22 protein-coding genes, 2 tRNA genes and 1 other annotated feature are annotated in these 19,648 nt (G+C 33.6%); of the genes, 6 read left to right on the forward strand and 18 right to left on the reverse strand.

What is annotated here, in order from left to right:
* The coding region (locus tag Q3907_RS02770; protein WP_367881491.1) for an NTP transferase domain-containing protein at positions 1-208 on the reverse strand (208 nt) is incomplete at its 3' end.
* Positions 209-277: 69 nt separating this feature from the next.
* Complete coding sequence (locus Q3907_RS02775) at positions 278-1,102, reverse strand: DegV family protein (RefSeq protein WP_301897145.1); 825 nt, start codon at positions 1,100-1,102, stop codon at positions 278-280.
* Positions 1,103-1,249: 147 nt separating this feature from the next.
* Here Q3907_RS02775 and Q3907_RS02780 point away from each other — a divergent pair.
* The 5 genes from Q3907_RS02780 to Q3907_RS02800 all read left to right on the forward strand — a co-directional run bounded on the left by Q3907_RS02780 (position 1,250) and on the right by Q3907_RS02800 (position 4,528).
* Positions 1,250-1,325: transfer RNA gene (locus tag Q3907_RS02780), tRNA-Glu, on the forward strand.
* A gap of 143 nt (positions 1,326-1,468) precedes the next feature.
* A complete protein-coding gene (locus Q3907_RS02785; protein WP_295647410.1) occupies positions 1,469-2,833 on the forward strand; it encodes a sodium-dependent transporter in 1,365 nt (454 codons plus the stop codon).
* A 65-nt stretch (positions 2,834-2,898) separates the two neighbouring features.
* Positions 2,899-3,441: a TIGR00730 family Rossman fold protein gene (locus tag Q3907_RS02790; RefSeq protein WP_295647411.1), complete on the forward strand. Its 543-nt coding sequence runs from the start codon at positions 2,899-2,901 to the stop codon at positions 3,439-3,441.
* Complete coding sequence (gene pfkB / locus Q3907_RS02795) at positions 3,438-4,349, forward strand: 1-phosphofructokinase (RefSeq protein ID WP_295647412.1); 912 nt, start codon at positions 3,438-3,440, stop codon at positions 4,347-4,349. Before Q3907_RS02790 ends, pfkB begins: the two co-directional genes overlap by 4 nt.
* Before the next feature lie 103 nt (positions 4,350-4,452).
* Positions 4,453-4,528 (forward strand) — tRNA-Glu (locus Q3907_RS02800).
* Between the two features lie 113 nt (positions 4,529-4,641).
* Here Q3907_RS02800 and Q3907_RS02805 read toward each other — a convergent pair.
* The 16 genes from Q3907_RS02805 to Q3907_RS02880 all read right to left on the reverse strand — a co-directional run bounded on the left by Q3907_RS02805 (position 4,642) and on the right by Q3907_RS02880 (position 18,698).
* A complete protein-coding gene (locus Q3907_RS02805; RefSeq protein WP_301897146.1) occupies positions 4,642-6,006 on the reverse strand; it encodes an MATE family efflux transporter in 1,365 nt (454 codons plus the stop codon).
* Between the two features lie 37 nt (positions 6,007-6,043).
* Positions 6,044-6,880 (reverse strand): ROK family protein, encoded by an 837-nt coding sequence (locus Q3907_RS02810; RefSeq protein ID WP_295644374.1) that lies wholly within the window; start codon positions 6,878-6,880, stop codon positions 6,044-6,046.
* Complete coding sequence (locus Q3907_RS02815) at positions 6,877-7,599, reverse strand: GntR family transcriptional regulator (RefSeq protein WP_295644376.1); 723 nt, start codon at positions 7,597-7,599, stop codon at positions 6,877-6,879. The genes Q3907_RS02810 and Q3907_RS02815 overlap by 4 nt, the downstream gene beginning before the upstream one ends.
* Positions 7,600-7,629: 30 nt before the next feature.
* Complete coding sequence (locus Q3907_RS02820; protein WP_301897147.1) at positions 7,630-8,250, reverse strand: metallophosphoesterase; 621 nt, start codon at positions 8,248-8,250, stop codon at positions 7,630-7,632.
* A gap of 44 nt (positions 8,251-8,294) precedes the next feature.
* A complete protein-coding gene (locus tag Q3907_RS02825; RefSeq protein ID WP_295560454.1) occupies positions 8,295-8,807 on the reverse strand; it encodes a DUF1307 domain-containing protein in 513 nt (170 codons plus the stop codon).
* Positions 8,808-8,835: 28 nt separating this feature from the next.
* Positions 8,836-9,927 carry an aminotransferase class I/II-fold pyridoxal phosphate-dependent enzyme gene (locus Q3907_RS02830; RefSeq protein ID WP_301897148.1) on the reverse strand — a complete coding sequence of 364 codons (1,092 nt, stop codon included), beginning with the start codon at positions 9,925-9,927 and terminating at the stop codon, positions 8,836-8,838.
* Positions 9,924-10,655: an amino acid ABC transporter ATP-binding protein gene (locus Q3907_RS02835; RefSeq protein ID WP_295644383.1), complete on the reverse strand. Its 732-nt coding sequence runs from the start codon at positions 10,653-10,655 to the stop codon at positions 9,924-9,926. The genes Q3907_RS02830 and Q3907_RS02835 overlap by 4 nt, the downstream gene beginning before the upstream one ends.
* A complete protein-coding gene (locus Q3907_RS02840; protein ID WP_295644385.1) occupies positions 10,648-11,331 on the reverse strand; it encodes an amino acid ABC transporter permease in 684 nt (227 codons plus the stop codon). Before Q3907_RS02840 ends, Q3907_RS02835 begins: the two co-directional genes overlap by 8 nt.
* A gap of 20 nt (positions 11,332-11,351) precedes the next feature.
* On the reverse strand, positions 11,352-12,119 hold the full coding sequence (locus tag Q3907_RS02845; RefSeq protein WP_295644386.1) for a transporter substrate-binding domain-containing protein: 768 nt from the start codon (positions 12,117-12,119) through the stop codon (positions 11,352-11,354).
* A gap of 103 nt (positions 12,120-12,222) precedes the next feature.
* Positions 12,223-12,430 (reverse strand) — a binding site (T-box leader).
* Between the two features lie 95 nt (positions 12,431-12,525).
* Positions 12,526-12,876 carry an Hpt domain-containing protein gene (locus Q3907_RS02850; RefSeq protein WP_301897149.1) on the reverse strand — a complete coding sequence of 117 codons (351 nt, stop codon included), beginning with the start codon at positions 12,874-12,876 and terminating at the stop codon, positions 12,526-12,528.
* 132 nt (positions 12,877-13,008) lie between these two features.
* Positions 13,009-14,364 carry a PFL family protein gene (locus Q3907_RS02855; RefSeq protein ID WP_295560439.1) on the reverse strand — a complete coding sequence of 452 codons (1,356 nt, stop codon included), beginning with the start codon at positions 14,362-14,364 and terminating at the stop codon, positions 13,009-13,011.
* Positions 14,365-14,376: 12 nt separating this feature from the next.
* Positions 14,377-14,646: an ACT domain-containing protein gene (locus Q3907_RS02860; RefSeq protein ID WP_295644389.1), complete on the reverse strand. Its 270-nt coding sequence runs from the start codon at positions 14,644-14,646 to the stop codon at positions 14,377-14,379.
* A gap of 11 nt (positions 14,647-14,657) precedes the next feature.
* Entirely contained in the window at positions 14,658-15,143 is a 486-nt protein-coding gene (locus Q3907_RS02865) for a hypothetical protein (RefSeq protein ID WP_295644392.1), read from the reverse strand.
* A gap of 16 nt (positions 15,144-15,159) precedes the next feature.
* Entirely contained in the window at positions 15,160-16,506 is a 1,347-nt protein-coding gene (locus Q3907_RS02870; RefSeq protein WP_301897150.1) for an aldehyde dehydrogenase, read from the reverse strand.
* 2 nt (positions 16,507-16,508) lie between these two features.
* The gene (locus Q3907_RS02875; protein WP_301897151.1) at positions 16,509-17,711 is read right to left on the reverse strand and encodes an iron-containing alcohol dehydrogenase; all 1,203 of its coding nucleotides are present in this window, start codon (positions 17,709-17,711) and stop codon (positions 16,509-16,511) included.
* Between the two features lie 93 nt (positions 17,712-17,804).
* Positions 17,805-18,698 carry an Rpn family recombination-promoting nuclease/putative transposase gene (locus tag Q3907_RS02880; protein WP_301897152.1) on the reverse strand — a complete coding sequence of 298 codons (894 nt, stop codon included), beginning with the start codon at positions 18,696-18,698 and terminating at the stop codon, positions 17,805-17,807.
* A 316-nt stretch (positions 18,699-19,014) separates the two neighbouring features.
* Here Q3907_RS02880 and Q3907_RS02885 point away from each other — a divergent pair, with 316 nt between their 5' ends.
* Positions 19,015-19,614: a YigZ family protein gene (locus tag Q3907_RS02885; protein WP_301897153.1), complete on the forward strand. Its 600-nt coding sequence runs from the start codon at positions 19,015-19,017 to the stop codon at positions 19,612-19,614.
* The last annotated feature ends 34 nt before the right edge of the window (positions 19,615-19,648 follow it).

Here is a 19,648-nt window from a genome sequence, read left to right on the forward strand (position 1 = left end):
GGATACGATTTCCAATAACTTCTTTGAATTCTTCTTCAATATCCTTACGAATAATAAATACGACTTTATCAAAGCCAGCTTCCTTGGCATCATAGATTGAATAATCCATAATGATTTCACCATTAGGACCCATCTTAGCCAACTGTTTGATTCCACCACCAAAACGCGAACCAATTCCAGCTGCCATAATAATTAATGTTGTTTTCATATTATCAAAAAATCTCCTTGTAAATCCGCATATCCATTATACTAAAATGTATGCGCCCTCACAAGTTAATTATAGTTTAGATACGAAACAAACCCCAAAAGCATTAGGCCCAATATGAACTCCAATTGTTGATCCAATACGAACACGATTCACATCTAAATCCAATTTTGATTCTAGTTTTTCAACATTCTCTAAACCATATGAATACAATGTATAAACTGGATACAATGTATCAACAATATCTGACTGCATCTTTTCACATACAACACTCGTTGCCTTATTTACACCACGTGTCTTACCAGCAACCACAACTTCTCCATGGTCTACACAAATAATTGGTTTAATACTTGCCAAAGTTCCAATAGCTGCTGCAGTCTTAGAAATTCTTCCACCTTTAGCTAAATATTCCAATGTATCTAAACCAGCATAAATATGCACATGCTCTTTTAGTTCTTCTAAACCAGACACAATACTCTCAACACTTCTATTTTCACCAATCCAGTTCATTGCCACTTCGCATAGTAAACGAATTCCTGCAACTGCTGTCAATGTATCAATGATAAAGATATTTTCATAACCCACCATATCTTTTGCCAGACAAGCACTTTGATAGGTTCCGCTCAATTTACTTGATAAAGATAAACATATTAATGTTTCTTGTTTTTCCTTCACTTTTTCAAAAATATCTAAAAATTCTTGTGGTGATGGTTGTGATGTTTTAAAAAATTCTTTTGAATTCATCATCTTCTCATAAAATGTTTCCTTATCAATATCAACACCATCCAAATAGTTCTTTCCTTCAATTTGAATTTGTAGTGGCACAAAATATAAATTTTTATTTTCAATCTCTTCTTGCGTATAATCACTTGCTGAATCTACTAATAATCGAATCATAATTTCCTCCGTTGTTAACTTTGTTAACTGTTCACATTATATACTATTAAAACAATCTGTCAAATTTTTAAAAAAATACTTGCATTAATTAAAATGTTGTAGTAATATAAATGAGCACTTGTCAAAGAAGACAAGTTTAATATACATGGCGCGTTGGAGAAACGGTTAACTCACATGCCTTTCACGCATGCATTCACGGGTTCGAATCCCGTACGCGTCACCATTTTTCAAATAAAGTCCGAAAGGACTTCTTTTTTTTGCTTATAATACTTTTTCAGAAAATTTAACACTTATTTTTTTCATTAATTTGCGTAAACCCTTTCACAAATGATATAATTTAGACCATTGAGGAAGGGTGTTTATATTATGCACAATAAACGTAGTACATTTTCTGGCAAATTAGGATTCGTCTTGTCTGCCGCTGGAGCCAGTGTTGGCCTTGGCAATATATGGAGATTTCCCTATTTAGCCGCTAAATACGGAGGAGGAATCTTCTTACTTATTTACATTGTACTTGCCTTAACTTTTGGTTATACAATGATCATAGCCGAAACAACACTAGGTAGAATGACAAAGAAAAGTCCAGTGGGAGCTTTTCATACTTTCGCAAAAACAAAGTTTGCGTCATTTTCCGGATGGATCAACGCCATTATTCCAATTTTGATTGTACCCTATTATTCTGTAATCGGAGGTTGGGTCATCAAGTATTTATTTGAGTATTTAAAAGGTGATGCAAAGTTACTGGCTACTGACACATATTTTTCAAACTTCATTTCAAACGGAGTATCTACAGAAATATGCTTTATACTCTTCACTTTCTTTACACTAGCTATTATCTATGCAGGTGTTCAAAACGGAATTGAAAGAGTATCTAAATTTATGATGCCAGTACTTGTCGTATTATCTATAATCATTGCGGGATATTCAATCAGTCGACCAGGTGCACTTGAAGGTGTTAAATATTTCTTGATTCCTAACTTTGACAACTTTTCATGGATGACTGTTGTTAGTGCTATGGGACAAATGTTCTATTCATTATCTATTGCGATGGGTATCTTGATCACATTTGGTTCTTATATGAAAAAAGACGTTTCTATTGAAGGCTCAACAGAAAATGTTGAAATCTTTGATACCGCCATTGCGATTATGGCAGGACTTATGATCATTCCAGCTGTATTCTCTTTTTCAGGTGGAGATATGGAAACATTAAAAGCCGGCCCATCCTTGATGTTCATTACAATTCCTAAAGTGTTCGCAAGTATGGGACTAGGCACAGGCATTGGTATCATTTTCTTCTTGTTGGTATTATTTGCAGCTATCACAAGTTCAATCGCACTAACAGAGAGTGCTGTATCTACATTTCAAGATGAATTACATTGGTCTAGAAAAAAATCTACAATCATTTTAGGTATTATTATGATTGGACTAGGAACACTTTCATGTTTAGGTTATGGCCCATTATCCAACGTAACAATCATCGGTATGCAATTTTTAGACTTCTTTGATTTCTTGACAAACTCCGTCATGATGCCAATTGCTGCGATCGCCATTTGTATTTTTGTTTCAAGAGTTGTTGGGTTAGAAAAAATCGAAGCAGAAATCACACAAGATGGAAATGCATTCAAGCGTAAGAAAATATTCAATTTCATGATTCAATACTTATGTCCAATTTTCGCATTCATTATTTTATTAAGTTCAATTGCGAACGCATTTGGATTTATTTCCATGTAAGCTTAGCTTGTGCTAAGCTTTTTTTGTGCACAATTTTAATGTAAACTAAGTACAGGAGGTAGTTTATGAACATTACAGTATATTTAGGTTCAACCTATGGAAATGATCCAGACTTTAAAACAAAAATAATAGAATTAGGAACATGGATTGCCAAAAACAATCATACATTAGTGTTCGGTGGATCTAAAACCGGATTAATGGGAGAACTAGCCAACAGCACCTTGAATGCAGGTGGCAAAGTAATTGGTGTAGAAGCACAAATGTTTGTGGATGAAGGTGTCCACATGGATAATCTTACCAAGCTATACATTGAAAAAAATATTGCCGATCGAAGAACAAGAATGATTGAACTTGGCGATGTCTTCATTGCCTTTCCTGGCGCAACTGGAACATTAGAAGAAGTCAGTGAAATCTTATCAAAACTTTCACTGTACCAACTTGAATGCCCATGCATTTTCTATAATGTGAATGGATATTACGATCATTTAAAAGCATTCTTACAGCACATGATTGATTGCGAGCTTTCTACTATAAAGAAACAACAATATGTATATTTCTTAGATTCATTAAATGAAATTAAAGAAGTGTTAAAGGAAGCACAATCATGATTTATACAATTACTTTTAACCCCTCATTAGACTACGTTATTCAAGTCGATCATTTTAAGCCTGGTATCATTAATAAAACAAAATTCGAAGAAATCCTTCCCGGAGGAAAAGGCATTAATGTTTCAATTGTCCTATCCAATCTCGGGCACGAAAGTACAGCCCTTGGTTTTATGGCAGGTTTTACTGGAGAAGAAATTGAGCATAAATTAGAAAGCTATGGAGCTAAAACCAATTTTATTCATGTAAAAAAGGGATTATCTAGAATCAATGTAAAGATGAAATCGGATGAAGAAACAGAAATCAATGGTATGGGTCCTGACATTCAACCAGAAGATATTCAAGAATTATTCAATCAATTAGATACACTAACAGAAAAAGATGTTCTCGTTATTTCAGGAAGTATTCCAAGCACTTTGCCTGATACTATGTACGAACAGATCATGGAACGAGTTCAGGAAAAGAAAATAAAAGTTGTTGTCGATGCGACAAACAACCTATTATTAAAAGTATTAAAATATAAACCTTTTTTAATTAAACCAAACAATCATGAGTTAGGTGAAATCTTCAATGTCGAATTAAACACTCGAGATGAAGTCATTCCTTACGCCAAAAAGCTACAGGAAATGGGCGCTCAAAACGTATTGATTTCTATGGCAGGACAGGGTGCCGTACTTGTAAGTGATAATAATGAAGTAATTCAAAGTAATGCACCAAAAGGAACCGTAGTAAATTCAGTTGGTGCTGGTGATTCTATGGTTGCAGGTTTTCTTGCAGGATATTTAGAAACAGGTAACTACGAAAAAGCCTTTATTAACGGTTTGTGTTGTGGTAGTGCAAGTGCCTTCCAAGTAGGTCTTGCCACAAAGGAAGATGTAGAAAACGTAAAGGAAACTCTTAGCGAAAACTAAGAGTTTCTACTTTTTAAAAAAAATTATTTTTTTACTTGCAATATTATAAATCTTATAGTATCATTAATTAGCACTTGTCAAAGAAGACAAGTTTAATATACATGGCGCGTTGGAGAAACGGTTAACTCACATGCCTTTCACGCATGCATTCACGGGTTCGAATCCCGTACGCGTCACCATTTTTCAAATAAAGTCTGAAAGGACTTCTTTTTTTTGCTCAAAATTATATTATAAATTACTTTACATAAAAAAAGGATCTCAGTTCATCCTATTACTGAAATCCTTTAGAACGCTATAATTCATTCACTATATTATGTACCCATATTCCTTTTTTAACCAATGTGATACCCAATATTGCCTTAGGAATATCCACACATTGAACTAATAAATACACATAAAATATTGGCAAACTTGTAAAACGAGTTAAACATAGCGCAACCATAAAAGTAAATATAAATGTATATCCACTGTCAAAGAAGAAAGTAAGTAATGTTTTTCCTCCTGCACGCATTGTAAAGTAACTGCTATAGTACAAAGAAATGATTGGAAGCATACAAGCCGAAACTCTTAATAAAGATGTTGCTAATGTCTTTACTTCTATAGACGTATTATAGATTTGAGGAATAAAAGATGAACATCCAAACAATGCCACACCAATGCATAAACACATCATAAAATTCATAAATACCATCTTTAAATCATAATCTTTGGCATACTCTATTTCACCAGCACCCAGTCTTTGCCCAACAATAATCGAAATCGAATTTCCCATTGCATAACAAATAATCATAAAGAAATTGGTTACAGTTGTCGCGATATTGATAGCTGCAACTGCTTCAAGTCCTCTTGTAGAATAACATTGAGAAATAAGTGCAATCGAAATCGACCATAATATTTCATTACACAATAGAGGCATCCCTCTTTTTACAACATTCATAAATATATCACCAGATATCTTATTCAAATGTATTGCATCCCTTAAATAACTATTCTTATAGCCAGCCGCTACATTTATGCCCATCTCTACAATCCTTGAAACAACCGTACCAATGGCCGCACCAATAACGTCAAGTTGAGGAAAGCCAAAGTGACCAAAAATCAAAATGTAGTTAATGCAAAAGTTCACAATAACCGCTATAACACTAGCCTTCATTGGTAAAACTGTATTTCCTGTTTCTCTTAATGAAGAAGAATACACTTGCGTAATCGCAAATGGAATCAATCCAATCAGCATAACATTCATATATTGCATACCATAATTCAACGTTGTCAAACTATCTGTTGGATTATCATTTAAATATAAAGATATCAATGAAGGACCAAGTAATTTAAAAACACAAATTGCCACTGTCGAAATCAAAACCCCAATAATCATTTTGATGCGAAAACAATTATGTACACCATCCCTGTTTCCACGTCCATAGAATTGTGCTAAAAATATACCAGCACCTGACATCGCACCAAAAACACTCACATTAAATACTTGAAACAACTGATTTGAAATAGATACACCACTCATAGATAACGTTCCAAGTTGTCCAATCATAATGTTATCTAATAAACTGGCAAGATTAGTAAACCCATTCTGTATCACAATCGGTATACACACAATCAAAACCATTCGATAAAACTTCTTATCACCAATTAACGATTTCATGCCCTTCCTCCCTCAATGTAAGAAATACCGAGAACATTTAATGATTCTCGGTATTTTTGTAGTAATACAATGCTCCTAATAAATTAGCATCATTGTTAAATTTACAAGCTTTGACAACCGGCATCTTTAATGTAGGAAACCATTGCTTCAAGCCTATCATATTTTCCTTGATACAATCAATTAATCTAGACTGTGCAGATATACCTCCGCCAATCAAAACTGTATCCACATCTAGAAGTAATTGAATATTACTTAACATCCAAGCAAGATTTTCACAATATACATTAAATCTAGCATTTACTTTTTCATCCTCCAAATTATCAAACAATTCTTTTCCAGTTAAACCAGTTATTTTTTCAATCCCGTCTTTTCCAAAATAAGCAGCCATTGTATTTTGAAATGTTTTCTTTGTATCCATATGTGCATCTGAATACTCACCCGCCAATAAATGTGAACCTTCATAAACTTTGTGATCAATCACAATGCCCATACCAATATATGTACCTAACACAACGACTATGGCATTTTTTGAATCTATCAGACTTCCAAATCCAAGCTCTGCCCACGTTGCACAACGACCATCATTTTCAATGGTCACTTTACATTTCTTGATTTCTTCCAACTTATCCTTTAATGGATAATTTGATAAAAATGAAAGTTTTCCTGTAATAAACGCCTTTGAGTGATCCTCATTCAATATTCCTGGCATACTAATCGCAATACCATTGTATTCAAATTGTAAATCACAAATAGATTGGACAATCCCTTCAGTCGTATCTAGAGTAGGATATTCTCCTTTTTGTTGAATATTTCCATTCTCATCACATAAGCCATATTTTATATTTGTTCCACCAATGTCTATAGTTAAAATCATAATTTATGAGATGTAGAAATGGTGTAACTATATAAATCACCACGATAGTAACACATTGTGTACTCCATTTCTTTTCCTTTTTTATCGAATGAAATACGCTTACGAGCTAGAACAGGCTGATCCTTCCGTATTTTCAATGCCAAACAAATCTCTTCACTCGGATTTATTGCTGAAAATTCCTCATCTATTCTTGTTGGTGCGCCAATCACCTCATAAATAGACTGTGTTTGTTCTTCCATATTTAAAGGAATATTTAAACTTAAAGGAAAATAAGAAACAAAATATACCAGCAATACATCATCTGCCGTACGAACACGTCGCACACAATACATCACTTCTTCGTTCAAGCCAAACAATTCTCTTGTGGCTTGATCCGGAATTTCTTTTGTTATATGAAAAGATCTAGTTCCAGGTGTTCTACCTAATGCCATCATTTCATCCGTAAAACTACGAATATGTGATAATTCTTCTTTGATTTTAGGCCTGTATGTCACAAACGTACCCTTGCCACGACCACGCTTCACCATACCTTCCTGTTCTAATTCAAGAATAGCTTGTCGAGCCGTAATTCTTGAAACATCATAAATCTGTTGAATTTCCATTTCACTATCAACGCGATCTCCTACAGCCAACACTCCATCATGGATATCCTTTTTATAAAATTCCTTTATTTGTTTATAGTAAGGAAGATGACCTGGCGTTGTATCCAATTTATGCATAATATGATCTCCTTATATTTGTTATAACAATTATAGGACACTTCTTCTTTTCTTGTCAATTTCAATCCACTCATCTAGTGTCATAGGTACATAATCACTATACATACAGAAGCAATTAATCAACTGACAAGGCACACTTTCCAATTGACCATCACTGATTCTTGGATGTTTTTGTTGATGAATATAATCTTGATAGACATCTAAAAATTGTTGATCTTGTGTTTTATGTATATGTCCATGCAACATAAATGTTTTGGGATTCCCATCTTCATCTCTTCTATACTGTCCGTTATAACACGCAATTGGATAATGCGATAATACCACTTTACGTTTGTTCTCATTTAACTCAGCATAATCTTTGATCCAAATAAATCTTGAAGCATCAAAATTTTTATCATCTAGAAAACGATCGTGATTTCCACGTATCAAATAAATCTTACCATTTAATTCATCCAGCACTTCAGTTGTTTCTTTCGCATTTCCCCATGAAAAATCGCCTAATACAACTACCTCATCATTTTTACGAACTTTACTATTCCATTGATCAATCATATAATCATTCATTTGCTCTATATCATCAAATCCTCTTTGATCCATCTTTTCATTCAATGAACGATGAAAAAAATGTGTATCCGCAATATAATAACGCATCTTTTTAACTCATCCTTTCAAACTAGAAAATAGCGGAAACTCCGCTATTTTGTTATACACGCATAGCCTTCATTTTTAAAAACATTCTGCGTCTTTTTTAAACTTACATAATCCGACTGTGCTTCTCCTTCGTCTAATAACTTATTTTCAATCAATGTATCTATATTTGCCTTTTTAAAATCCATTTCCAATGTCACTTCAACTTGTTGGTCACTAAGTTGAGTAGACACATGAACCCCTTCAATTGAATTATATTTATCATCCAATGAAGAATTGATTTTAGACTGAATTTGTTCAGAATTCATATCTTCTGTTATACCTAAATCAGAAAAACTCATCGTAAATTTTTGCGTCATCTTTTGAATTTTATCCCCTTTTGTTTCAAAAGTGACTTGCTGCGAAGAATCATTTTTACAATCTATAACCTTTATTTTATTCGTTTTTTTGGTTGTAGCCGGCGCTTTTTCAGGTGATTTGCTTTTTTGCTCTGTCAAATCACTTACCTTTGCACAACCACACAACAATAGACTTGCACACAATAAATATTGAATTCGCATAAGTATCCCCCCTATGCAACTCATTTTATCATGAAATTAAATGTTCATCCACAAAGTTTGAAAGTTCATCCAATCCATTTTTTAACTTGTTGCTATCTTGAGCTAAACCCAAGCGAAAATAATTTTCTTTATCAAAGCATGAGCCAGGTACAAAAAAAACACCTTTTTCTGCCAACAATAGTTTTGCAAATGTCTCACTCTTTAGATCAAATCCATATTTTAAAATACACACTGTTCCACCACTAGGCAATACACATTCAAAGCGAGGATTTTCTTTAAGCCATTCACGAACGATATTTTTATTTGTTGAAATAATATTCTTAGCCCTTAAAATCAATTCATCCTTATGTTTTAAAGCAAGCCTACCTAATGTATCCACTAAAGGACCTGTAGAAATCATAGAATAATCTCTTCTTACATTGATTTTATGAATCACATACTCATTGGCTTTGATCCATCCAAGGCGTAATCCAGCAAGAAAAAACACTTTACTTAAGCTTGATGTTGAAATTCCATTCTCATACATATCACTAATAGACACTTCGTGATTTAAGCCACGATACACTTCATCACAAAGAATATAAGTATCATATTGTTTGCATATTTCAATCAATTCATTTAGAAACTCATTAGAATATTCTGTTCCCGTTGGATTCGAGGGATTATTTAAAATAATCATTTTTGTTGAGGCATTCAGCATCTTTCTAAACTTTTTTACACCAACCTGCCAATCATATTCATCAAGTTCAATTAAACTTACCTTACATCCAATTGATTTTGGAATATCTACAAACTGCTGGTATCCTGGAACAATAGCTATTACCTCATCACCCTTTTCTAACAAAGTATTCATCACTAATTCATTGGCCTGCAAACAACCTTGTGCCGTTGTGATATTGTCAATTGTTCCACTCGCATATAAAGATAAAATTTCTTTTTTTAATTCAACATCCCCGGTGATTTGACCATAATCCAGTGTTAAATTCGAAAAATCAATATTCTCAAAATCTAACAGTTCCTGTAACGTAAGCGCTTTTACACATGTATCTGTCATATTATAGATGGCATCATTTTCATAATCATTCATCCATTGTTCAACTTTAAAATCTGGTAATTTCATTCGTAGAACACCTTACTCAAGAAATCTTTTGCACGTTCAGATTGGGGATTTTCAAAGAACTTTTCACTTGTGTTTTCCTCTACAATTTCTCCTTGATCCAAAAAAACAACTCGAGTTCCTACCTTTCTTGCAAATCCCATTTCATGCGTAACCACGACCATTGTCATACCTTGCTTACCAAGATCTTTCATTACTTCAAGTACTTCTTTGATCATTTCAGGATCCAACGCACTTGTAGGCTCATCAAACAACATAATATCAGGATTCATACACAAGGCTCTTGCAATCGCAACACGCTGTTTTTGACCACCAGATAAATTATTAGGATACGCATCCTTTTTATCTAATAACCCAACTTTATCTAAATATTCTAAAGCTGTTTTTTCTGCTTCCTCATTCGTTTTATTTAAAACTTCAACTTGAGCTAATTTACAATTTTGTAAAACCGACATATTCGGAAATAAATTAAAATGTTGAAACACAAATCCCATACGATTTCTTTGCGCACGAAATTTCTTTTCATCATTTGGATTCATCCATTCATCATCCATATAAATTTTACCTGTATCCACATGTTCTAAGCCATGAATGCAACGTAATAATGTACTTTTACCTGAGCCACTGGGTCCAATCAATGAAATAATATCTCCTTTATTGACTTCTAAGCTCACATTCTTTAGGGCATGTGTTTTATTAAAATTTTTTGAAACATTCTCTACTCTAATCACTTACAGCCAACCTCTTTTCCACTTTACTTCCAATATAAGAAACAACACATGTCATAAACAAATAGAATATTGCCGCAAGCATATATGGCGACATTACATCATAATATTCAGCCCCAATAACTTGTGCACCTTTTAATAGTTCAACCGCTCCAATACAACTAATCAAAGAACTATCTTTAATTAGTGTAATAAATTCACTAATTAATGGTGGAATCACACGTTTAAAAGCTTGAGGTAAAATCACGAGTTTCATCGTTTTCCAATTGGATAATCCCAATGTTTCACAAGCTTCCCATTGGCCTTTATCAACACCATTAATACCTGAACGCAAAAGCTCAGTTTGATAAGCACCAGAGTTAATGCTAAGGGCAATCATACCAATCACAATCGGATTAATTCTTAATACGTTGCCTGTAAAGGCTGTATAAATTGATGGAATAACAGAGAAGATAATTAAGATTTGTAGAAGCAATGGCGTACCACGAATAATCGTTACATACACAAAAGCTATACCTCTAGGCAATTTGTGCTTACTTCTTCTTCCGCTCGCTCCTAAAATTCCTAAAACTAAACCTATTAAAAGGGAAAGCGCTGCAATCGCAACCGACAACAGCGCACCCTTTGCCAAATAGAGTATATTCTCTAATGTAAATACCTGATCAATCGCAACAAACATACACTTTCCTCACTTTTCCTTTACTTTGTTTCTAATGGAGACAATTCGTATTTTTTACATAACTTAGCATAATCATCACTTGCCAAGAATTTTTTAATACATGTATTCATCTTTTTAATCACATCTGTATTTCCTTTTTTCGCAATAATATAGTTTTGTTCATCCATTAAAGATTCATCTAACATTTTAAATTCGCCACTCTTTACATAATTTTTTGCAACACCCAAGTCAACGATGGCCGCATCATATTGATTTGCACTTAATGCATTCATGATATCCTGTACATTCTTTAATCCTGTAACTTTCGCGTCTTTAACTTCTTTTGCAGCAGCCTCACCAGTAGCTCCTGTTTGTGCTACTAATGATTTGCCTTCTAAATCTGAAACTGATGCAATTTCTGAATCATTAGGAACTACCGCAACCTGACTTGATCCTAAATATGGATCTGACCATTCTACTTTACGTTTTGAATCATATGTAAATCCAGAAATACCTACATCAATTTGGTCTCCTTGAAGCTGAGTAATGATATTATCAAAATCCATCTTCTTCATTTCTAATTTATAAGTAACTCCTTCTTCTTCACTTAAATATTCTTCAAAACACTTCATCATATCGGGATCAAATCCAACGATATCTCCCTTTTTATTTTCAGACTCATAAGGTGCATAGTCAGGTGAAATACCTACTGTTAAAACTTTCTCATCACTTGATTGTGAACCACTTGAACATCCTGCCATTGTTAATGCGGTTAAAGCCGCCATACCTAATTTAATAATTTTTTTCATTTTAAATTCCTACCTTTCTTCATGTGTAAATCAAAAATTATTCTATATCGTCGATCACTTTCCATTCACACACACCCTTTCCAATAAAAAAACGCCCAAATATATATTGGACGTAATAAACGCGGTACCACCAAAATTCCATCTGCCTATACAGATGACACCTTGTTCTTAACGCGAATTCACGATTTAGCCTCAAATCTTCGACCAAATAACTCCAAGACACGTTCCAAAAGATTTTTCAATAACTTGCACCACCCGTTATCTCTCTTAATAAAAATTACTTTTGTACTTCTTCTTTTCTTCGTTTATGTAAATTATTATATTCGTTTTCTGAAAACTTGCAAGATAAAATTGAAATTATTTTACATTTATTTACAAGCAATAAAAAAAGACCTCTTCTAGAGATCTATGCTGCAAATTCATTTAAAGCTGCAATTGTTTTAGAATATTGCTCTTTCACTGCATCAAATTGTTGTAAAGCCAAATCCAAATTACTTGCACGTAAACTTTCTGTGATTTCAAAACTTGGCTTATACAAATGATCAAAGCCTAAATTCATGCATACTCCTTTTAAAGTATGTGCGGCTCTAAAAGCCAAATCCACTTGTTTTTCATTCAAAGCCGTTTCTAATTCTTGAAAACTCGTGTCTTCTCTAAATTTTAGTGCAAATTTCTCAATCATGCTAACACTTGGTAAACGCTTAATAACATCTTGACAATTAGCGCCCATTTTTTTATAACATTCTTCAATTGTCATTCTATTTTCCTCTCTAAAATATAACTGAATATTAAATTAACATTTTAATTAAAGCTTTTTTTTAAACATTTATATTCTATAATCTAACCAAAGAAAAAGCAATATAAAAAAAGGAAGTGCAACACTTCCTCATTAGTTCTTTAACGCTTGTAAAGGAGCTGGGATTCTTCCTCCACGATTGATCATGACATCATTTGAAATCTGAGAAATTGGCATTACAGGACCTGCTCCTAATAAACCACCAAAGTCTAGTTCATCACCAACGTCTTTTCCAATCGCAGGAATCACACGTACGGCTGTCGTCTTTGTATTAACCATACCGATTGCAGCTTCATCCGCAATAATTCCTGAAATAACATTTGCACTTGTTTCTCCTGGAATTACGATCATATCCAAACCTACACTACATACAGCTGTCATTGCTTCTAATTTTTCTAATTTCAAAGCTCCTGTTCTTGCAGCATTGATCATACCTGCATCTTCACTAACAGGAATAAAAGCACCAGATAATCCACCTACATTACTTGTTGCCATAACGCCGCCTTTTTTTACTGCATCATTTAACATAGCTAAACAAGCCGTCGTACCATATGCACCACAAGTTTCTAATCCCATTTCTTCTAAAATGTAGGCAACACTATCGCCAACAGCCGGTGTTGGAGCTAAAGATAAATCAACGATTCCAAAAGGAACACCTAATTTTTCACTCGCAACAGTTCCTACTAATTGTCCCATACGAGTAATTTTGAATGCTGTACGCTTGATTAAATCCGCAATTTGATCCATGCGCAAAGATTTGTCGGCTTTACTCAATACCGCACGAACAACACCAGGTCCAGACACACCAACATTGATTACACAATCTGCTTCCCCGACACCATGGAAGGCACCTGCCATAAATGGATTATCTTCTGGAGCATTACAGAATACTACTAATTTTGCAGCACCTAAGCAATTATCATCCTTTGTATATTCAGCACAACACTTCACAATACGGCCCATTTGTGCAACCGCATCCATATTGATTCCGGCTTTTGTACTTCCAACATTAACACTTGCACAAACATGCTGTGTTTTAGCCAAGGCTTCAGGAATCGATTCAATCAATGCATTATCCCCTGCAGCATATCCTTTTTGTACTAATGCAGAATATCCGCCAATAAAATCTACACCCAATTTTTGTGCACAACGCTCCAAAGTTAAGGCATATTCAACCGGATTTCCACCAGAACAAGCTACTAACATCGCAATTGGAGTTACACTGATTCGCTTATTAACTACCGGAATACCATAAGTCTTACTGAAGTCATTTCCTACTTTTACTAAGTCTTTAGCTAAGCGGCAAATCTTTTCTTCAACCTTTTGACATGAAACATGAATATCTGGATCCATACAATCAAGTAAGCTAATACCCATTGTGATTGTACGAATATCCAAGTATTCTTCGTCAATCATCTTTATTGTTTCTAAAATTTCATTTGTCTGCATGTGAACACCTCATTAAATCTTGTGCATAGAATTGAAAATATCCTGATGCATACAACGAATTACTAAGTTTTTCTCTTTTCCTAAGCTTTCCATTCTTTCCGCAAATTCATTCAATGGAATACTCATTTCATCAATTGCCACTATCATAGTCATGGTAAACATAGAATCAACAATCGTTTGTGTTACATCCAATACATTTAAATTGTAGTTTGCGCACTCATTGGCAATCATAGCCAAGATTCCTACTTTGTCTTTTCCAATTACACTAATAACAGCCTTCATCATCATTCTCCTTATAGTTTTATTGCACATTTTTCAAAACGCACTAGCTCATATGGTTCATATGCACTCTGGATTCCTTGCACATTCACATCATATTCACTTGGCATAAAGGATACCTTATTTTGTTGATTTAGACAATCCTTAATAATTTGACTTTGTTCTTTTGTCAAAGTTTTTGACTTTTTAAAACAAATTTCATTGGCTTTATTCAACAAAATGATATCGATATCTAAACAGTCTGCCGCAAACAAATGATTTTTCCAGTCACACTCTTGAATATTGAAGTAAAAATCACTGGAATCAATATCGCCACCTTCAAGCACAAATACGGCAATATCATTTGTGTAACAAAAATGAAGATCGATACCGCTATTTAACATATCAATTTCCTCCTGTGTCCAATCCTCATCTTTTATTACTAACATAAAACGGTTTTCTACATAGTCCATGATGGCACCTAAATCAATGTCATACTCAAATTTTTCTCTTTTTTCCATACACTCATTATAAAGATTATCTTAAGAAAAAGCGAATCAATTTCTCATTCAATTTTGTATAAGGCTGATAACGCATAGGTAAATCAATAATTCTCTTCTTATCCACAATACTCTTTGTATGACTAAACGTATCAAAACCATGTTTTCCATGATATGAACCCATACCACTTTCACCTACACCCCCAAAGCCCATATTACTTGTAGCTAAATGAATCACTACATCGTTGATACAACCACCGCCAAACGAAACTTCACTCGTTACTTTCTTTGATACTTGTTTATTATTTGTGAAAATATATAAAGCTAATGGACTAGGCATAGAATTGATTTTATCGATGATCAAATCTAAATCAGAATATGTTAATACTGGCATAACCGGTCCAAATATCTCTTCCTGCATTACAGGATCTGAAAAATTCACCCAATCCATCACTGTAGGTTCAATTTGTAAGTCATGGTGTTTTCCACCATAAACAACCTTATCCATATCTATCAACCCTAAAATTCTATTATAGTGCTTATCATTAATGATATGACCATAATCATCTAAATTTGCGTATTGTCGTTTGATTTCAGATATAACACAATCTATAAAACAATTCTTTATAGATTCATGCACCAATATATAGTCTGGAGCCACGCAGGTTTGTCCACAATTCAAATACTTTCCAAAAACGATTCTTCGTGCTGCTAGTTTAATATCTGCATCCTTATCAACGATACAAGGACTTTTCCCGCCCAATTCTAAAGTAACTGGTGTTAAATATTGGCTTGCCTTATTCATCACAATTTTCCCTACACGTTTTGATCCTGTATAGAAAATATAGTCAAATTTAGAATCTAGTAATTTAGAACTCACTTCACTATCTCCAAGTATACAGGCCACATATTCTGAATCAAAATATTCTTCAATCATATCTTTGATAACTTGTGATGTATACGGACTAAATTCACTAGGTTTTAATACAACTGTATTCCCTGCCGCAAGTGCATCAATCAATGGATCAATAGAAAGTAAAAAAGGATAATTCCAAGGACTAATGACTAACACCACACCATAAGGACTTGGCTTCTCAAAACTGCGCGACAAAAATTGTGCCAATGGTGTATATACCGTTTTTTCTTTTGAAAACTTACGAACATGTTTTTCCATATAAGTTAATTCACTTAAAGCTAACCCTACTTCACACATATAAGTGTCAAAATTTGATTTTCCAACATCCATTTTAATTGCTTCATTAATTCTATCTTCATAAGCTAAAATTGCCTTTTTTAAAGTTTTTAAAGCATTTATCCTAAAATTAATATCTAAGGTTTTGTGTGAATTATAAAATTCTCTTTGTTCTAAAACAATTGGATCCATACTCAATCCTCCACTACTAAAGCATACACTTTTTCTAACTCTTTTACACCCCACAAAACAGGAACCGGATACAATGGATTGGCTTCATGATCTGCATATAATGCCAATTCATGAATATCTGATTTTTTTAATTCACTAAATGTTGATGAAATGCCAAAATGCTTTTTCATTAAAGTGATTTGTTCTATAAAACGCTCAGCCCCAACTTTATAGGAATCATTCGCATTACAGATTCCACAATACAAAGCCATTTCATAGAGTTTCTTATACACACTTTCTCCATATTGTCTCAACACAACATCAAGTAAAGCCGCATTAGCTAGTCCATGCGCAATATTATATTTTCCACCTAAAGAATGGGCAATCGCATGTACATATCCAACATAAGATACCGTAAAAGCATGTCCCGCATAATAGGCAGCATCCAACATATTGCTTCTAGCTTCTAAATCATTTCCATCTTCATATGCTTTATATATATTTTCAAATATTAGTTTTGTTGCCATTAACGCATATTCACGCGTTCTTTTTGTAGTGGAATTACCAATATAAGCCTCAATCGCATGGGTTAAAGCATCCATACCCGTACATGCCGTAATAAATGGAGGCAAAGATAATGTGGGTTTAGGATCTAAAACTGCATAATCCGGGATCAAATTAAAATCATTGATCGCATACTTATGGCGTGTTTTTGAATCTACAATGACAGCCGCAAGAGTAGTTTCACTTCCCGTTCCAGCTGTGGTAGGTACACAAATAAGTAATGGTAGTTTCTTCCATATTTTTAAGATTCCCTCCATCTTTGATAGTGGTTTCTTAGGACGAGCAAGTCTAGCTCCAACGGCCTTAGCACAATCCATGCTGGATCCTCCACCAAACCCAATTAAAGCCTGACAATTCGAAGATAAATATAATTTTTTTGCTTCTTCTACATTATCACTTGTAGGATTTGCGACCGTCCTATCGTAAATTACATATGAGATAGAATGATGATCTAAGTGTTCACACATACGATCTAATATTCCCAATTGATGCACAGTAAAATCTGTAATCACCATCACTTTAGATATATGATTATCCATGCAAATATGAGAAATTAAAGATGTACTCTTTAATATTTCTGGTGTTCGATAAGGTAAAACTGGAATCACGAGTTTAAAACAATTCTGAAAAATTCGACAATATATTTTTTTGAATGTATTCATAAAGTACCTCCGTTTAGTTAACTTTGTATACTTTATATTCATTCATTCACTTTGTCAACTATAAAAAATATGGACACGTTCATGTCCATACCTTTATGCTTTCTTCAACAGCTTTCGAATCGATTCTTCACTTACCGAGAAAATGGATGCGATACTTGAAACACTAAATCCTTTGTCTATCATCGTTCTATACATTTCTTTACGATTATTCTTACTGCCTTGTTCAATGCCTTGTTCGATTCCTTTTTTTATTCCTTCAGCTTCCCATTCCTTTGACTTTACCTCAAGCCATCTCTTTTCAGCTTCACACATTTCAATTTCCTCCTTTTCCTCTAATTCTTCTAAATCCAACCATTCTACATCTGTTAATGTCTTGACGACTTTTAACACACTGCTTTTCACAAACCCAAAGTCATTGATTGTTCCTTCATAAATAGACTGATCATAAATACTTCGACATATGTAGAATAGATTATGTACGTCTTCTTCATTAAAATTATATGAAGTATTTCCTGTGATTTCAATCAGATTCATTTGGTAGTCATGGAAATAGGATTCAAACCTTTCATCCACCTCGACTAACTCAGAAAGCTGTCTAGCTGCATTCCAAGGCCTTTCGCCTGTATAGAATACCAGAATGTGCACCATGGGTAGTTTCTCATCTTTCCTATTCTTCTTTGACTTCTTTAACATTCGATCATAAGCTACATACTCATATGTTGCAGCTCTTACAACCATCGAAGCATCCACATAACTTTGATTCTCAATAATGAATGCACTATAAAAATTTCCATCATTATACTTACGAATTACATCCACATGCTTTTCTAGATCCATATTTGAATCATTCATCTCTGAATCAAGTTCCATACAGTTTTCAGGTTTAAGAACTCTTTCTCCATCAAAGAAGTACGCATTAAAGAAGTCGACAAAATAGGCATTGTTTTCTAGAAATTCTTTCATTGTTTTATCTTTTGATTTATTCATGTGATTTCATCACCTCCTATCTCATATACGAAATAAATTGAGGTTTTTCAAAAAAAGATGCATATTTTGATAATTTCACATAATTCAATCTGATTTCACAAGATTTACCAAAGTTATACTAAAATTATGACAACAAGGAATGTTATTCTATAAGTGCCTTAAAGATAAGGCAATGAATATAGAAATAAACCAATATTCATATCTCTCTCCTAAAAAAAATAATAAACAAAAAGAGACCATTCTAGACGCCAACACTAGAATGGTTTCTTTGTTACTAAACTTGTAGAATACAGCAATTTTTTGTTACAATACAACTATGCCAAGAATTCAAAATGACTGTATAAATACAATAGAAATTAAAAAAAGCAAATTTATTACCTATCTTCATAGAACGCAAGATGAACAAGAGGCAAAGGATTTTTTAAAAGCTATAAAAAAAGAACATCCAAATGCCAATCATCATTGTACAGCTATGATCATTGGAAACATTATGCGATCTAATGACGATGGTGAACCAAGCCGAACCGCTGGACATCCCATGTTAGACGTTTTAATGCATAATGATATGCAAGATATTCTAGCCGTTGTGGTTCGTTATTTTGGCGGAATCAAACTTGGAACTGGAGGCCTTGTAAGAGCCTATAGTTCAAGTGTTTCTGAAGCTTTAAAAGCGGCAACACTAACAACTGTTACAACCCTTCAAGAATATCAAATTTATTTTTCTTATGATTTGATTGGAAAGGTTGATCATTACTTTAGAACACAAAATATTGAAGTCATTGAACAACAATATGAAGAAGATGTAGTCTATCATTTCCTTGTTCAAGAAGATATTTCTAAAGATTTAATGGAACTTACAAACGGAAAGATACAAATTCAATATATACAAGATATAGAAACAGAATGTGTGATTTAATTTACGCACAATGAATATGATATACTTTAGAAAA

The sequence above is a fragment of the uncultured Holdemanella sp. genome, assembly GCF_958348295.1.
In the GTDB taxonomy this organism is placed as follows: domain Bacteria; phylum Bacillota_I; class Bacilli_A; order Erysipelotrichales; family Erysipelotrichaceae; genus Holdemanella.